This is a genomic window from Kushneria sinocarnis, from assembly GCF_003633775.1.
Lineage (GTDB): Bacteria > Pseudomonadota > Gammaproteobacteria > Pseudomonadales > Halomonadaceae > Kushneria > Kushneria sinocarnis.
The window spans coordinates 361,362-377,159 of the sequence record NZ_RBIN01000001.1 but is presented as its reverse complement, the minus strand read 5'-3'; the positions used below and the strand labels follow the sequence as shown (position 1 = coordinate 377,159).

13 protein-coding genes are annotated in these 15,798 nt (G+C 67.1%); 3 read left to right on the top strand and 10 right to left on the bottom strand.

The window, feature by feature from the left end:
* Positions 1 to 95: 95 nt before the first annotated feature.
* Both C7446_RS01695 and C7446_RS16240 read right to left on the bottom strand, forming a co-directional pair.
* A complete protein-coding gene (locus C7446_RS01695) occupies positions 96 to 1,373 on the bottom strand; it encodes a sugar transferase (protein ID WP_121170664.1) in 1,278 nt (425 codons plus the stop codon).
* Positions 1,374 to 1,506: 133 nt separating this feature from the next.
* Positions 1,507 to 1,731 (bottom strand): hypothetical protein, encoded by a 225-nt coding sequence (locus C7446_RS16240; RefSeq protein WP_147408713.1) that lies wholly within the window; start codon positions 1,729 to 1,731, stop codon positions 1,507 to 1,509.
* 112 nt (positions 1,732 to 1,843) lie between these two features.
* On the opposite strand from C7446_RS16240, the gene C7446_RS16235 reads away from it, so the two are divergent.
* Positions 1,844 to 2,185: a hypothetical protein gene (locus C7446_RS16235; RefSeq protein WP_147408712.1), complete on the top strand. Its 342-nt coding sequence runs from the start codon at positions 1,844 to 1,846 to the stop codon at positions 2,183 to 2,185.
* 194 nt (positions 2,186 to 2,379) lie between these two features.
* On the opposite strand, the gene C7446_RS01685 is transcribed toward C7446_RS16235, so the two are convergent.
* From C7446_RS01685 to C7446_RS01660, 6 genes are all read right to left on the bottom strand, one after another.
* On the bottom strand, positions 2,380 to 3,336 hold the full coding sequence (locus C7446_RS01685; protein ID WP_121170660.1) for an efflux RND transporter periplasmic adaptor subunit: 957 nt from the start codon (positions 3,334 to 3,336) through the stop codon (positions 2,380 to 2,382).
* Positions 3,337 to 3,340: 4 nt separating this feature from the next.
* Positions 3,341 to 3,568: a DUF1656 domain-containing protein gene (locus C7446_RS01680; protein WP_121170659.1), complete on the bottom strand. Its 228-nt coding sequence runs from the start codon at positions 3,566 to 3,568 to the stop codon at positions 3,341 to 3,343.
* Positions 3,568 to 5,643 carry an FUSC family protein gene (locus tag C7446_RS01675; RefSeq protein WP_121170657.1) on the bottom strand — a complete coding sequence of 692 codons (2,076 nt, stop codon included), beginning with the start codon at positions 5,641 to 5,643 and terminating at the stop codon, positions 3,568 to 3,570. Before C7446_RS01675 ends, C7446_RS01680 begins: the two co-directional genes overlap by 1 nt.
* Positions 5,644 to 5,804: 161 nt before the next feature.
* On the bottom strand, positions 5,805 to 6,227 hold the full coding sequence (locus C7446_RS01670; protein WP_121170655.1) for a hypothetical protein: 423 nt from the start codon (positions 6,225 to 6,227) through the stop codon (positions 5,805 to 5,807).
* Complete coding sequence (flhF, locus tag C7446_RS01665) at positions 6,224 to 8,602, bottom strand: flagellar biosynthesis GTPase FlhF (RefSeq protein WP_170149970.1); 2,379 nt, start codon at positions 8,600 to 8,602, stop codon at positions 6,224 to 6,226. Before flhF ends, C7446_RS01670 begins: the two co-directional genes overlap by 4 nt.
* Before the next feature lie 164 nt (positions 8,603 to 8,766).
* Positions 8,767 to 9,360 (bottom strand): TetR/AcrR family transcriptional regulator, encoded by a 594-nt coding sequence (locus C7446_RS01660; RefSeq protein WP_121170652.1) that lies wholly within the window; start codon positions 9,358 to 9,360, stop codon positions 8,767 to 8,769.
* A gap of 94 nt (positions 9,361 to 9,454) precedes the next feature.
* On the opposite strand from C7446_RS01660, the gene C7446_RS01655 reads away from it, so the two are divergent.
* On the top strand, positions 9,455 to 10,660 hold the full coding sequence (locus C7446_RS01655; RefSeq protein ID WP_121170650.1) for an MFS transporter: 1,206 nt from the start codon (positions 9,455 to 9,457) through the stop codon (positions 10,658 to 10,660).
* A gap of 7 nt (positions 10,661 to 10,667) precedes the next feature.
* Here C7446_RS01655 and C7446_RS01650 read toward each other — a convergent pair whose 3' ends face one another.
* Positions 10,668 to 12,122: an aminoacyl-histidine dipeptidase gene (locus C7446_RS01650; protein WP_121170648.1), complete on the bottom strand. Its 1,455-nt coding sequence runs from the start codon at positions 12,120 to 12,122 to the stop codon at positions 10,668 to 10,670.
* Between the two features lie 108 nt (positions 12,123 to 12,230).
* On the bottom strand, positions 12,231 to 14,405 hold the full coding sequence (locus C7446_RS01645) for a tRNA(Met) cytidine acetyltransferase TmcA (RefSeq protein WP_170149969.1): 2,175 nt from the start codon (positions 14,403 to 14,405) through the stop codon (positions 12,231 to 12,233).
* A gap of 123 nt (positions 14,406 to 14,528) precedes the next feature.
* Between C7446_RS01645 and C7446_RS01640 the strand changes: the two genes are divergently transcribed.
* Positions 14,529 to 15,731 (top strand): L-dopachrome tautomerase-related protein, encoded by a 1,203-nt coding sequence (locus tag C7446_RS01640; protein WP_121170644.1) that lies wholly within the window; start codon positions 14,529 to 14,531, stop codon positions 15,729 to 15,731.
* The last annotated feature ends 67 nt before the right edge of the window (positions 15,732 to 15,798 follow it).

Below are 15,798 nucleotides of genomic sequence, written 5' to 3'. Positions count from 1 at the left end.
ACGCAGCACCTCGATAAAGCGGGCAGCTGCAGCAGGGGCCTTGCCGGCAGCATGGCGCCAGCCAGGCCAGGGGATTCACGGGCCACGACTACCGACTAACGGGCTCCCGATCCGGTAAATACCGTCCTTATGGTGCGCACAAGGATCAGAATATCAATCCGGAAGGAGAAGTTCTTGATGTAGTAGAAATCATATTCAAGCTTGCGCTTTGATCCCTCCACTTCAGACACATACCCCTGCTCTATCTGAGCCCACCCGGTAATGCCCGGTCGCACTACATGGCGATAGCGGAAAAACGGAATATCCCTTTCATACGCCTCCGTCAATGAAGGCGTTTCGGGGCGCGGACCGATCAGGCTCATATCGCCTTTCAGGACATTGAACAGCTGCGGCAGCTCATCAATGCGATACTTGCGCAGCTTCCTGCCGATTCGCGTAATCCTGGGATCTTCTCCATCGGCAGTAGGCGTCTGATTCCCGGGATCGACATACATGCTGCGCAATTTGTAAACATCGAACTCCCGTCCCTGGAACCCTGCCCTTTGCTGTCTGAAGAACACGGGACCGGGATCGTCACGCCTGATCAATACAGCCGCCATGCCAATGACCGGCAGTATCAGGGGCAGCATGCTCAGTGCCACGATGAAATCGACCGCTCTCTTGGCAATTTCATAATTGCCGTTGGTCACCAGCAAACCGTATCTGTTCTGGTAAACATGCTCGAGCCCTACCTTCCCGGTCAGCTCCTCATGAAAACGCTGTGCGTCATGAACGGGAATACGCCGGATCATGCAATCTGCCAGAAAACGCTGCCACTCGGGACTCATCTCACTTTTCAGATCGGCAACCACCCCGTCAACACGCATATCCTTCAGATCGGGCTGCTGCAGCCAGCGCCAGTCCACGGCGTGCTGCTGGCAGAAATCACCCACCTGACCCATCGGTACCACTGCAATCTTGCGGATGCGATAACGGGCCGCTACCAGGTAACCGGCACCGGCCGCACAGAGCGAAATGACATATGAAATGACCATTGTTTCAGCAGAAAAGGCGAGCTGACAGGCTTGCAGCAGCACACCCATCACAAGATAGGCAACCGTCATGAACGGCAGGATGTAAACCAAGGCACGTGTCCCGGGAAAGCGGGAAATGGCATGCACCGCGCTGATCGCGATCAGATAGGCAATCCCGCTGGCCACCATGGTGATCATGGCCGACCGGTTATGCCAGTGCCACCCCCATTCCCACAGGGCAGGCAGGATCGTGGTCAGCAGAAATCCCAGCACGAGATTGGTACGAAAACTCAGCAGTATCCGTTCGTACCAGCGGGAGTGGCGAAGTCTGCCATGGTCTGATTGAAAGGTCGTTTGCATTATATCCTTCCCCGGGATGCCCCCTGACCGGGACCTTGTTCGGATTTTTGTACGCTACTGTCCGGAGCCCGCAAACCTGTCGGATTCGGAAGGACACGGCCGGTAAATCCCCTGGTGTCACGGAACGGACAGATCAACCACCTGCCCTTTCTTGCCCGTGCAAGCCGATCGTTTCCTGGGCGGGTTCACGCGAAGTAACACGACCTTTTAAAAGGTAAACATCCATGGCATGACAAAAAAGAGGGGCTTTAATGAAAAGCACAATTGGCATATCCCTGCCGCGCAGATCGAACTTGCGGACATTCGACCAAAGCATAAAGCCGGAGAATGGCTTCGTAGAAATCGGGAACAGGAACATGAGAGGTGCCGAACTATTAGACCTCGATACTCGATGAGTACCAGACCTTCGGCAGAGAGGTGGGAACTTCAACCAGATCGGAAATAACACCTTGACCACAAGGAATAATACGATGTTACCAATCTCAACGTTAAAGCCGAAACAGCATAATCACCGCCAGTCAGGATGTTATTTTAAGTTTCAGAAAAAGCGAAAATTCAGACTGCAATGCATTTCTTCATCAACTCAAAAACCAGGGAATATTGCATTGACCGCGCTTGTGATCTATCTGGCACTTGTCATCCCGGTTCTTCTTTTTCTGCTGGGGGCTATCAGGGCATCCTCGAACAGTGACAGTTACGTCAGGAAGTCCTTCACCGAACAGGAAACCGCGAAGACCGGCGCTTCCGCTTTCGAACGAAAACCGGCCTACAGGAGCGTGCTGTACCCTGCCGATGGCGCGCCCCGGGAATAGCCGCTCATCAGCGAGGACAGCCCGGCACTGCGGCTTCTCGTCCATGGCCGCCGGGGCCCGCCACCGCTTTTATCCGGCAGCGGCGGCGACCTTTCATATCGGCATGGCCTCCGGCGCTCCCCGGGCCGGCCGCGCGCACGCGGTTCCCGGCCTCCTGCGAAAGCGCCCCCCGGTACTGGCCTGTTCGATCAGGCTCAGATGCTGACCAGCTGCTCCCACCAGTGTCGCAGCGGCTTGAGCCAGTCCGGGAGATCATTGCGGGCCGCGGCGCCGGCATCGAGGTAGATGGTGGCGGTCAGCCCGGCGGAGAGCTTGACGTCATCGGGCACCCGATCCAGCGCAATGCGCACCGGAATGCGCTGGGAGAGCCGCACCCAGTCGAATGAGGCGTTGACCGAGGCCAGCCCGCCCGACTGATTGCCGGACTGACTGCTCAGGCTGCTGTCGGTGATGCCGTGGGCATAGCTCTCCACATGGCCACGGATCGGCCGGTCGCTGGAGAGCAGCTGGATCCGGGCCGGCGCCCCGACATGCACCTTCGCAAGCTTGGTCTCCTCGAAGTACCCCAGCGCATAGAAGCTGTGGGCATCGACCAGGGTCATGGCGTTGCTGCCGGCATTGACGTACTCGCCGACCCGCAGGTTCTGGTTGGTGACATAGCCATCCACCGGCGCCTCGACCGTCGAGCGTTCGAGATCGAGCTTTGCCTGGCGCACCCGGACCTTCGCCTGCCGCACCGCGGCCTCATCGGCCAGCATGGTAAAGCGGGCATTCTGGCGATCCTCGGCGGAGACATAGTTCTGCAGCCGGCGCCGGCGCTCGTAGTTGGTCTTCGCCTCGTCACGCTCCTGCTCGAGCTGTTCGAGATTGGCCTGTGCCTGGTCCAGCGCCAGCTGATAGCGCTGCCGGTCAATGGTGAACAGTACCTCACCCTGGTGAACGAAGTGGTTGTCCTCGACATTGATGCTGCCCACCAGGCCGGAGACGTCGGTGCTCAGATTGACGATATCGGCGCGGATCCGTCCGTCACGGGTCCAGGGATCGTGCATGTAGTGATTCCAGATCGCGCGCACTGCCAGCAGGGCCGCCAGCACGATGAGCACGGTCAGAACGATGCGCACCACACGGCGCGGCTTGAGAGTCAGTGCCATCGGCTTATCCTTCGGTCAGGCCGGCAATGGGCAGCGCACCGGAGAGCTTCAGCACCGCCCACAGCAGCAGAATGTACAGGGCGACATCGAGCAGCGCGGGATGCCAGAACCAGCGATACAGCCCCAGCCGCACGATCACCCGCTTGGTCAGCAGATAGAGTCCCAGCGCCACGAATACCGGCACCGTCAGCGGCGGGACCAGAAAGCCCAGAAAGGCCCATTCGTCGAACATTACCCCTCCCCTCCGGCCGGTGCCTGCCGCGCAGTCACGGCGCGCCGGCTGTCGGCCTCCAGCTGGGTGCCGGGGGCATTGCGCATCAGATGCGCCAGCATCACCAGCTCACCGATCACGGCGACCGGCAGCCGGGTTTCATGATGCAGCCGGGCCGCCCAGGTTTCGGCCTCGCCGGCGAGTGTGCGCCACAGTGCCGGATCATGCCGGGAGGCGTGCTCCAGTCGGGCGCTGACCTGTCTGAGCCAGGTTTCGATCGCTGCACGATGCTCGCCCAGCCCCTCGCGCAGGTGACGCAGCCGCCAGACGCACAGCGCCAGGGCGTGCAAATCGATCGCTTCGCGCAGCCGTGCTTCGCTGCCACCCAGCGCCACCAGTCGACCGAGGCGGTCATAGAGCCGGCTTTCCAGCCGGGCCCGGTTGGGCAGCCGCCGGGTGCCGGCGATGCGCGCCAGGCCCGCCCAGTACGCCTCGAGCAGGGTCGCGATGCGCTCATCGGGGGTGCGCTGACGAAACAGCGAATAGGTGATCATGGTCACGATGGTGCCGATGATCGACGCCAGCCCCCCGTTGATGTAGCGCACCGGCGTGAAACTGTAGGTGGTATGCAGATTGAGCAGCGTCATCATGGTGATCCCCCCCGCCAGCCCCAGCAGCGACCAGCGCGGATAGGGCGTGATCAGGGTAGCGATCATGACCGGGATGCCGAGGGTGATCGCCAGCAGCGGAAAGCCGTTGATCACCGGCAGGATCAGAAACAGGATGATACCGCCGAGCAAAACGGCAGCAATCGAGCCCCACATGAACTGATAGACGATCGCCGCCGGATTGGGCGCCTTGGCAAACAGCACCGTGAACACCCCCAGCAGCATCATGGCCAGATAGCCGGACTGCCAGCCGCTGTGAATCCAGAACAGACCCAGCAGTTCGAAGGCAATGAAGACGCGCAGAGCGTTATAGCGGGCCACAAAGTGCTCGTTGTGCGGCTTGCGCGGGCGCCGCTCCCGGGGCAGGCTCTGCACCAGCGAGGAGTCCGGATGCTCCAGCGCATGGCGCAGCCGCCGGCCGTGCTGCAAAAGCCCCAGCACCTCGCCGAGACGCTGATGGACCAGCTCGGCATCGATGCGCAGGTCATCCTCCACCGCCTCGGCCTGCGACCAGTCGAACCCGGGCAGCGCCACGCGTGAGCGCGGCTCACCGGCCGGCCGGTCGCGGATATCGCGCAGCAGCGGCGCGGCCTGCTCGCTCAGCCCGGCCAGCCAGCGCGCGCCTTCCGGGCGGGCGCGCAGGCGGCGCAGCGCCTCCTCGAATTCACGCAGGCCGGTAATCAGCGCCAGGCCGTCACTGGCAAAGCGGTCCAGCGCCGGAATGACATGACGATAGCGGCGCGTTTCGCGCCGGGTCAGCCCGCAGAGTTTCTCGAACTGCTGATAGTGCTGCAGCAGGGTCGTGAAGCGCTGATCCTGTGCCGAGCGCGAGCGCTCGCCTTCCAGTGCCTCGAGACTCTCGCCGGCTGCCTCGGCCAGCAGGGTCGAGAGCGACTCGGGCAGGCCGCGACTGCCGAAGCGTGGCGCAATCACGATGTGCATCAGGAGGCCGGCACCGATGCCGATCGCGGTTTCGGTAAAGCGCGCCAGCGCGACCGACCAGATCTGCTCGACCCCGGTGCCGATCGCGGTCAGCGACACCAGCGTGGCGGTATAGCCGCTGAGCATCATCACGTAGGCCACCGCCTCATCCTGCTCGAGCATCACGCAATAGGTACACACGGCCAGCCAGCCGCCGGCGAACAGCAGATAGAGCATCGGCTGCTGACCGAAACAGGCGATCAGCACCAGCCCGGCGATGGCGCCGAACAGGGTGCCGAAAAAGCGCGCCAGACTGCGCCCGATGATAATGCCGATCGGCGGCGTGCCGCCGGTGAACATCACCGGCTGCAGGGTGACGATCATCACTGCCAGGATCGCCCAGGCCGGCTGGGAGAGATCCAGGCGCAGCGACAGGTAGAGTGCGATCCAGACGGCCAGCACCGTACGCAGCGCCAACAGCCAGTGGTCGGTAGGGATGCGTCGCATGAACGAAAATCCGCCGGTCTGCCGGAAAAGGGAAAATGCCGACTGTATCAGCAGTCGGCAGGATGGCTCAGGGAAATGTCTGCGGTTAAAACTGAGGCTGCGAAGTATTTCATCAAAGCAGCGCAACGTCTACCCCGTCACTACCGCCACCGACTCCTGCATCAGCGTCGCGGGGTCAGCCAGCGCTGCGGCTCACGCATCAGGGTCAGCCCCAGAAAATGCCGGGCAGTCGTCATCAGGTTATCCAGCACCTGTGCCGTGACGGGGTCGGGCTCGGCACTGACCAGCAGCAGTACCGGCAGGCCCGGCTCGGCTGCGGCGAGGCGCTTGAGGGCACGATAGACCTCGGCCACCTCGGAGTGCACGACATCGAACCACAGCAGCCGGTGGCGGACGGCCGCCAGGTCCGCTGCGGCCGCTGGCGTCACCGGGCGCCAGCCCCGGCCTCCGGGACTCGGCAGCGCGGCCAGTGCCCGCTCGAGTTCATCATCCGCCGGTGCGCCCAGCACCAGCAGCGGCGTTGCCGATACTGCCGCATGCTGCCGCTGATGCCAGGCACGCAGTCCTGCCGCCTGATCGCTCATGCCGGGTCCGCCGCGGTCACCGGCTGCATGGCGCCGGCACGGCTGAGTGCCTCGCGGGCGTTGAGCGCGTCCAGCAGCCCCTCGAGCAGGGCCTTCGGCCGTCGTCCGCAGCGCCGCTGCGCCACTCGCGACAACCGGGCCCGCACATCCATGGCCCACTCCGCTTCCTCGACCGCCAGTCGCAGCGCCAGCGCTGCCAGCGCCGCCGCCAGCTGCCAGCGCTGCTCGCGATCGGTGCGGGCCATGCCGCGCGCCTCCAGCGCCTGCCACGCCTGACGGGTCAGCACCGGCAGCTGTTCCAGCGTCAGCGAGCACTTGATCCGGGTCACGGCATCGCGCCCGGCCCGGCTGGTTCCCAGCCAGTAGCGTTTCGCCAGCCGACGGCCGTCGTCGGGATCACGCAGCTCGCCATACCAGGCGGTGACCGGCAGACCGTGCGCCTCCTCCCGGCGCTGGGTCAGGGTGACATCCAGCCGACTCAGCTGCAGCGTCACCCGCCGCCCCTGATGGCGCACCACCACCGGCTCGAGCTCATCGCCCGAGCTCGTCAGCTGTGACAGCGGCTGGCGCACCCCGCCATGCAGCACCCGCCGGCTGCCGCTGACCGGCGCCAGCCAGGCGCAGCCACGGCCATCGAGCCGGTCGAGCTCGCCGATGCCCGGCAGCTGCATCAGCAACTGCCACTGCGCACCGAGCTGCTCGGCCCAGGCGAGCTGCTCCGCTGCCCCGACCGGCAGCCGATGGCGCGGCCAGACCAGCGGCTGCGGCAGGCCGTGCTGATCCAGCGTCACCAGCGGCATCACCTGATCGGCGCCGCTGACCGGCGTCTCCTTCGACCACCACAGTGCATGGGCCATGCCGCTGCTGGCCAGCATCGTCTGCTGGGTGGTGGCGGCCATCAGCCGGGCGAAGCCGGAAGCGCCGCCACCGGCGCTGTCCTGATCGGCCTGGCGCCAGCCCTGCTCCAGCAGGGTCATGCCGAGATTGTAACTGCGCAGGGTGGCGAAGGTGGCTTCCAGCGCGCTGCCCTGGCGGAGCACATCGCGCGACAGCGAGCGCTGCCGGCTCTCCTGGGGGTGGGCGGCGAGATCGGCCTCGTCAAAGGCGAACGGCGAGGCCTGATCCAGCGACAGCGCCTCGTGCAGCAGCGCCTGAACATCAATGGGCTCGATATCCTCGGGCACCCGCTGCCCGCGCGAGACATAGCACAGCCGTAGCCGGTGACGGATTACCACATCCAGCACGCTGCCCAGTCGTACGGCCTCGTCGAGCTTGGTCAGGATGCAGCCCCACAGGGGCGCCCCGGCCCGGGTGGAAGCCTGCTGCCAGGCCTCGATGATCTGCTCGAGGGTATCGCCGTGGCGCGCGGCATCGAGCACCAGCAGCCGCCGGGTCGGTACCGGCGAGTCACCGAGGCGGGCGATCTCGCCCATCAGCCGCTGATCGCGCTGGCTCATGCCGACGGTGTCAATCACCATCATGCGCTTGCCGCCGGAGCGTGACAGCAGCGCCCGGCGCGGCTGCACCAGCCGCTCCAGCAGGGCGCCGAGATCCCCCTCGGCATCGAGGGCATGCACCTCGACCCCGAGCAGCCGGGCGTAGATGCGCAGCTGCTCGGCGGCGCCGATGCGGTAGCTGTCGGTGGTCACCAGCGCCGCTTCCTTCGGCCCGTGGCGCATCACGTAACGCGAGGCCAGCTTGGCAGTAGTAGTGGTCTTGCCCGCACCGGTCGGGCCGACCAGTGCGAACACGCCGGTGTCGTCGAACAGCTCGCCCTCGTCGCCCAGTACCGACAACCGCTCGCCCAGCTGACGCACCAGCCAGGCCATCAGCGGGGCGGTGGCGGCTTCGTCCGCCTCATCGGCGGGCGGTGCGAGCAGCTCCTCGGGCACGCCTTCCAGCAGCTCACCGACCAGCGTGGCGCTGAACCCGGCATTGAGCAGCCGCCGGCGCAGCGCCCCCGAGAGCCGCTGGCGGGCATCGGCGCCCGTCGCCTTCGCCGGGCTGCCCTGCTCGCGCAGCATGCTGCGCATCTCGTCGAGCAGCTGGCGATTCATCGCCTGCATCATGCCCAGGGCGGCGTCATCACCGGGCGTCACGGGGGCGGGGGTCTGCGTGGCATCACCTGCGGTTGATACCTCGTCGGTGGCGGCGGCGCGTTCGACCGCCGGCGCCGGGGCAGTGGATTCGGAGGCGGAGTCCGGGGAATCGAACTGCGCCAGCGACTGCTCGTGCTCCTGCTCCGGCATGGCGATGATCTCCACCCCGCCCTCGACCGGCCGGTTGGAGAGAATCAGGGCGTCGTCGCCCATCGCCTCCCGCACCTGGCGCATGGCGTCACGACCGTTGATGCCGATGAAACGCTGTACCCCCATGCCTCTCTCCATGACTCGTAACGGATAAAGCGCTGTTGTCGGATGCCGGCTGTCAGCCGGTGGATGCGTCAGGACAGCGCTCGATGGGGCACAGCCTGGCACGAGCCGGGCTCTCGCCATGGGAGAGAATGAACGGGATTTTGCGGCTTATTCCGCCTTCACCCTCAAGTTTCACCGCGCGCTGCCGAGGGCGCGGCCACCGCCTCGTCCAGGGTCTGGCGTATCCAGTGGCGCAGTCGCGCCTCGTCCAGCGTATGGGGGGCATAGCTGAGCCGATAGATCAGCGGCGCCATGACCCCGTCAAGCAGCTGCTCGACCCCGGGCAGCGGGGCCTCGCCCCGTGACGCGGCGCGCTCGAGCAGCAGGGATAGCTGGTCACGCTGCCACTGCCAGCAACGTGTCCGGCGCTCCTGATGCGTGCTGCCAAGCACATCGGCCAGCACCTGGCGGCCGGGCGTGGAGGTCATCTCCTCCATGTACTCCTGCGTCCAGGCGAACAGGTCGCCGGCCAGCGAACCGGTCTGCGCAAGCGGCGCCTCGGGCTGCAGCCGCTGCGCCGCGACATCCGCCAGCAGCTCCCGCAGGCACCCCCAGCGGCGATAGATGGTCGAGGGCGTCACTCCGGCGCGCTCGGCAATCAGGGGGACCGTCAGTCGCTCGCGGGCAAGCTCGCCGTCCAGCCCCCGCACCGCCTCGTGCACGGCCTGCTGCACCCGGGCACTGCGGCCACCGGGACGTGCCGCGGATTTCGTACTCATGGCAGCCTCAAACGCAAAATATTTGCCTTAGCAGCCCGAAGGCTTACACTGGGCGTATTCTAACGCACAATCCTGGCTTCAAGGACCGCACCGCATGCCACCTTCCGCCCACGAGTGGGGCCCGCCCGATCGGCGTCAGCTGCTGTTCTACACCCTGATGCTGATGACCTTTCTGGCCGCGTCCGGGGTGCCGACGCCGCTCTACCAGCTCTATCAGGAAAGCTGGCACTTCTCGACACCGATGCTGACGCTGGTCTTTGCCACCTATCTCTTCACTTTGCTGGTGACGCTGCTGTTCACCGGCGCGCTCTCCGATCATCTCGGCCGCAGGCCGGTGATCCTGGGCGGGCTGGTCATCCAGCTGCTGGCGATGCTCTGCTTTCTGCTGGCGACCGATCTCGGCTGGCTGCTCGCCGCCCGGGCGCTGCAGGGCGTGGCCACCGGCATCGTGACCAGCGCGCTGGGCGCCGCCCTGCTCGACAGCGATCATCAGCGCGGCCCGCTGATGGCCAGCGTGGCGCCGATGCTGGGCATGGGGCTGGGCGTACTGGGCGCCGGGATTCTGGTGGAAACGGCGCCCTGGCCGCTGCATCTGATCTTCGCGGTCATGGTGCTGATCTATCTCTGGCAGACGCTGGGGCTGCGCGAAATGAAGGAAACCGTCACCCGGCAGCCGGGTGCGCTGGCCTCGATGAAGCCACGGGTTTACGTTGCGCCCTCGGTCATGCCCATCTTCGTGCGCGCCATGCCGGCCAGCATTGCCGCCTGGGCGCTGGGCGGGTTCACGCTCTCGCTGGGGCCGGCCCTGACCGAACACATCGCCGCTACCGACAGTGCCCTGGTGGGTGCGCTGCCCGCCTCCCTGCTGTCGGTCACGGGCAGCCTCGGGGTATGGCGCTTTCGCCGCTTCACCACGCGTACCATCCTGCTGCTCTCCGGTACCCTGCTGCCGACCGGGCTGGCAATCGTGCTGGGCGGGGTTCAGCTGCATCTCATCGCGCTGCTGCTGATCGGCTACGCCGTGGCGGGGCTCGGTTTCGGGGCGGGCTTCATGGGGGCGATGCGGGCAATCATGCCGCTGGCGCCGGCGGGCCAGCGCTCCTCGCTGATGGCGGCCTTCTATGTCGCCAGCTATCTTTCGGCCAGTCTGCCGGCGCTGGCAGCCGGCATGGCGACCCAGGCGGTGGGGCTGGAGACCACCGCCCGGGTCTACGGCCTGCTGGTGATGCTGCTGTCGCTGTCGGTACCGGTCAGCGTGCTGCGCCGGAACCCCGACGCCGCAGCGGCGCCGGGCCACTGACCCGAGCCTACGGGCGGGCCAGATCCTCGACCATCGCCCGCAGCACCGCGTAAAAGTTCTGCACCGCGCCGATGTCGACCCGCTCATCCGGCGAGTGCGCGCCACGGATGGTGGGGCCGAACGAGATCATCTGCATCTCGGGGTGTTTGGCCCCGATCAGGCCGCACTCCAGCCCGGCATGGACGATCTTCACCGCCGGGACCTCGCCGGTGGTGGTCTCGTGCACCCGCTGAAAACGCGCCAGCAGCGGGGCCTCGGGGTCCGGCGTCCAGCCCGGATAGCCCTGATTGATGCGCGGCTCGAAGCCGGTCAGCTCCAGCAGCGTGCCGAGCCGCGCCACCAGCTCGTCGCGGGCACTGTCACGCAGCGAGCGCACCATCAGCTGCAGCCGGAATTTCCCCTGCTCGAGCCGCACGATGCCCATGTTGTTGGAAGTTTCCACCACGCCCGGCGCGGAACGGCTCATGCCCGCCACCCCGTAGGGCAGCGCGTGCATCACGCCCACGATACGGCGGGTGTCGGCGGCCGCGATGGCGCGCTCGACCGAGGCCGGCTCGTGGCTGAGCGTCACGCCGTCATCGACCCCCTCGAGCTCCTCGCGGTAGAGCCGCGCGAAGCGCTCGATCTCGCCGGTCACATGTTCCAGCCGATCACGCGGCACGGCCACCGTGGCCCAGGCCTCGCGGGTGATGGCATTGCCCATGGTACCGCCATCGTAATCGGCCAGCTGCAGCCCCGTGCCGGCAAGATGATCGAGCAGCCGTGCCAGCAGGCAGTTGGCGTTGCCCAGCCCCTGGTGGATGTCCAGTCCGGAGTGGCCACCCTTGAGGCCATGCACGCCGATCTTCAGCCCTGCCATGCCGGGAGCCACCGGCGCCTCGGCCAGCACCGCCTCGGTCGAGACCGAGGCTCCGCCGGCACAGCCGATATAGACCTGGCCTTCATCCTCGGAGTCGAGATTGAGCAGGAAATGGCCCTGCAGCCACTGCTCGCGCAGCTTGATCGCGCCCACCAGCGAGGCCTCCTCCTCGACCGTCAGCAGCACCTCCAGCGGGCCGTGGGTGAGGCTGTCATCATCGAGAATGGCCAGCCCGGCCGCCGCACCGATGCCGTTGTCGGCGCCCAGCGTGGTGCCCCGGGCGTGCAGCCAGCCGTCCTGCTCGAAGGTCTCGATGGGGTCGCGGGTAAAATCGTGCTCCACCCCGGGCGCGGCCTGGGAGACCATGTCGAGATGACCCTGCAGCACCGTGCCCGGTACCTCTTCATGGCCCGGTGAGGCCGGCTTGCGCAGCAGCAGGTTGCCCGCCTCGTCACGCTCGTGATGAAGGCCGCGTGCATCCGCCCAGGCCTCGACCTTCTTCGCCAGCGCCTCTTCCCTGCCCGAGGGGCGCGGGGTGTTGCAGAAGGTCCGGAAATGACGCCACAAGAGCGTCGGCTCCATGGTTTCAAGATGTTCGTTCACGCCGTCTCCCTGACTGCCGGTAGCGATATGAGGATGAAACGGGCGGCCGTCGCCGGTCGCCATGGGGTCAGAATACGCCATCGCGCATGCGCCATCAGCCCTGACCGCTCAGGCGAGCGGGCCCAGCTCGCCCAGCCGGGCGCGCAGCCAGTCCAGCGCCGCCTGGCGGCCGGCCAGCCCATGCTCGCCGGCCAGCCACTCGAGCGTGCGCCCCTGCCAGAGCACGCCGGTCAGCGCCGCCAGCACCTCGGGTTCGGCGCGTGCCGTGCTGTCGTCCTGCAGGGCGGCCAGCAGTACCCGGCGCAGCAGCGGGCGCACCGGCACCAGCGGCGCCCGGGCGTCGGTAAAGCGCGTCAGCCGGGTGTGCTCCGCGGCCGTCAGCGGCCCGGGCGGCTCGGCGACCCGGGCCAGCAGCGTGGCAGCCACCCCGGGGTCGAGCGGCGCCAGTTCGATCAGCAGCAGCTCACCGAGCTGCTCGCGCAGCGCCGCCTGCAGGCTCACCCGCAGCGCCTCGCCGGCGGCGGTCAGCCCCCGTGCCACCATCAGCGCATGTTCGCCGGTAGAGGTCTCCGCCGTCAGCCCGAGCCGCACCGGTGCGAAGCCGGCCTGCTGCCAGAAGTGCATCAGCCCCGGCTCGGCCCCGAAACTGGCCCCCAGCAGCGCGATCCCTGCCTGCCGGGCACGGGCCTCGACCGCCTCGAGCAGCCGCCGCCCCAGGCCCCGAAAGCGGGCCTCGGGATGCACGGCGATCCGCATCACCCGCCGCCAGCGGTAGCCGGCCGCCTCGCTCACCCCGGCGTGCATGGCCAGTGACTGCGCCAGCAGATGCCCGCGCGGGCGCCGTTCGCCGCGGGTCACCGCCTCGGCCAGCGAGGGTTCGAAGCCGCCTTCGTCGCTGCATACCGCCACCCCCAGCAGCATGCCCTGCTGTTCGAGCACCTGCAGCGAGAGACCGGGCGCCGCCAGCAGCATGCGCAAATCAGCCGGAGTGGTGCGATAGTGCGCCTGCACCAGCAGCCCGAACAGCTCACGCAGTGCGCCTTCATCGGCGGCCAGTGCGTCACGATCGAGGGGGTGGGTAGTGATGGCATCCGGCTCGACCGGCTGCGGCAGCGGTGCCACGCTCGCATCCAGACAGAGCAGCTCGGCCGTCAGCTGCTCCAGCGGGTCATGGGGTGCCCAGCGCACCGGGGTGGTCAGCTCGAAGGCACGCCACTGCGGTGTATAACGCTCGAGCTGTGCGCGAAAGCGCAGTGCAAAGCCCCGCCCGCTGCCTTCATAACCGTGCACGGTGGTGGCAAAGACGATCCGCGGGAAGGCCCTGAGCCAGCGCGTCAGCAGCTGCGCCGGCAGCGCTGCCGCCTCATCGACCAACAGGGTGGTACCGGCGCCGCCGAGGTCGGCGGCCTGTTCGCTCAGCGCATCGGGGGCGATGAAGCGCACGCAGTGCTGCGTGCCGGCCGCATCCAACCAGTAGAAGACATTGCCATCACGCCGCCCGCCCGGCAGCAGCTCGGCCAGCCGCTCGAACAGTGGCGCCACCGCAGCCGGGCGCGGTGCCGTCACCAGCAGTTCCCGCTCGCCCGCCTGCAGACGCCGGGCTGCCGCGATCCCCAGCGCAGCACTCTTGCCACGGCCGCGATCGGCGGTCAGCACCAGCGGACGCCGCCGACGCAGCCGGCCGAGGCGGCGCACGGCCTCGGCCTGATCCGGCGTCAGGCAGTCCTCATCCGGCGGCACTTCCGGCGGCGGGGCGTCGGCGGCACACTCCGGCAGCCGGGGGTGCGCCTCGCCCTCGCGCCAGTGGGCCACCTGCGGCGAGGCCTGCAGACGACTCGCCAGCCGGGCGAGATAGCGCGGACTCAGCGCCGCCACCGGCGTGGCATCATCACAGAGCCGGGCGTGATCGGCATCGGCCCGCACGCCCCAGTCGGTCGGAGTCAACAGCAGCAGCACGCCCCCGGCACGCACCGTCCCGGCCAGCGCCCCGAAGGCATCGGGATCGAAACCGCCGCCGTGATCGTCATGGGCATCGATTACCACACAGTCGCTCTCGCCGCCCAGCCGGGTCCGCGCCCGGTCGGGCGCCAGCGCCTCGATACACGGATTCTCGGGCGCCCGGCCGCCGACCCACGGCACCTGTTCGCCGTCGATCAGGGCCAGCGCCTGCTGGCGGGTCCAACTCGCGGAACCGGCCAGCCACAGCAGGCCGCGATGACGCGCGGCGGCAAGCCGGCGCCGCCAGGGCGGCCACCACGGTGGCTGATGGTGCTCCTCATGCATGACACGGTTTCCCGACGGACTGATTCGACATGATCGCCCCAGGTTAACATGCCGCTGCTGCGCATGAGCTCCTGAGTGCATCAGCTACACTGGGGGCATGTTACCGAAACTTACGGAGTCTATATGCGCACCGCCCTCTCACTCGGACTGCTGACCGGCGCCCTGGCACTCGGCCAGGGTGTGCCCGCGGCGCTGGCCGACAGCAGCAGTGCCAGCGATGCACTGCCCGGCGAGCAGCGCATCGGCCAGCTCGAGGCGGCCTTTCGCTTTACCGAGCAGATGCCGACCGGGGTGACCGTCACCCGCGACAACCGGCGCTTCGTCAGCTACCCCCGCTGGGGCGACGGCAACGCCTATACGGTGGCCGAGCTGAAGGATGGCCGGGCCGTGCCCTACCCCGATCGCGACTTCAACCGGCCGAACGCGAAGGCCCCCGCCGAGTCGCTGATCAGCGTACAGAGCGTGGTGGCGCCGGGCGATGGTCATCTCTGGCTGCTCGATACCGGCACCCTGCCGGATGCCGGCTACCAGGCCAGCGGGCAGCTCGACCATGGCCCGAAGCTGGTGGCCATCGATCTCGACACCAATCGGGTCGACCGGACCATCGTGCTACCGGATGACGCCGCCCTCGACAGTACCTACCTCAACGATGTGCGTTTCGATTTCAGCCACGGTGAGGCCGGGGTGGCCTATATCACCGACTCCTCGTTTACCGGTCCGGGGGCCATCATCGTGGTCGATCTCGCCTCGGGAGAGGCCTGGCGCAGGCTGGACGGCCACCCCTCGACCCAGGCCGAGCCGGACTTCGTGCCCGTGGTGGAAGGCCAGTACATGACCGTGACCGGTGATAACGGCGAGCAGCAGATCAACCGGGTCCCGGCCGACGGCATCGCCCTCTCGCCGGATGGGAGCACGCTCTACTATTCGGCGCTGTCGGGCCGCCATCTCTACAGCGTGCCAACCAGGCTGCTGCGCGATCGCGATGCCAGTGCCCGGGAGGTAGAAGAAGCTGTCGTCGATCACGGCCAGAAGGGGGCCTCCGATGGCCTGGCGATGGACAACCAGGGTCGCCTCTACGCTACCGACTACGAGCACAACGCCATCCATCGGCTGGATACCCGTACCGGCCAGTGGCAAACGATCGCTCATGACCCGCGCCTGCTGTGGCCGGACACCCTGTCGATCGGCCCCGACGGCGGCGTGTTCGTGACCGCCAATCAGCTCGAGCGCCAGGCGCAGTATCACGACGGCGAGGATCAGCGACAGCGCCCCTTCGTGCTCTATCGGATCAAGGCCGATGCGCAGCCGATCGACGCCCGGCAGTAGGCGCCTTTCCCGTGCTCGGCCGCTGCGGACTCAAGCCCGCCCCGCAGCGGCCGATGACCACCGTAGA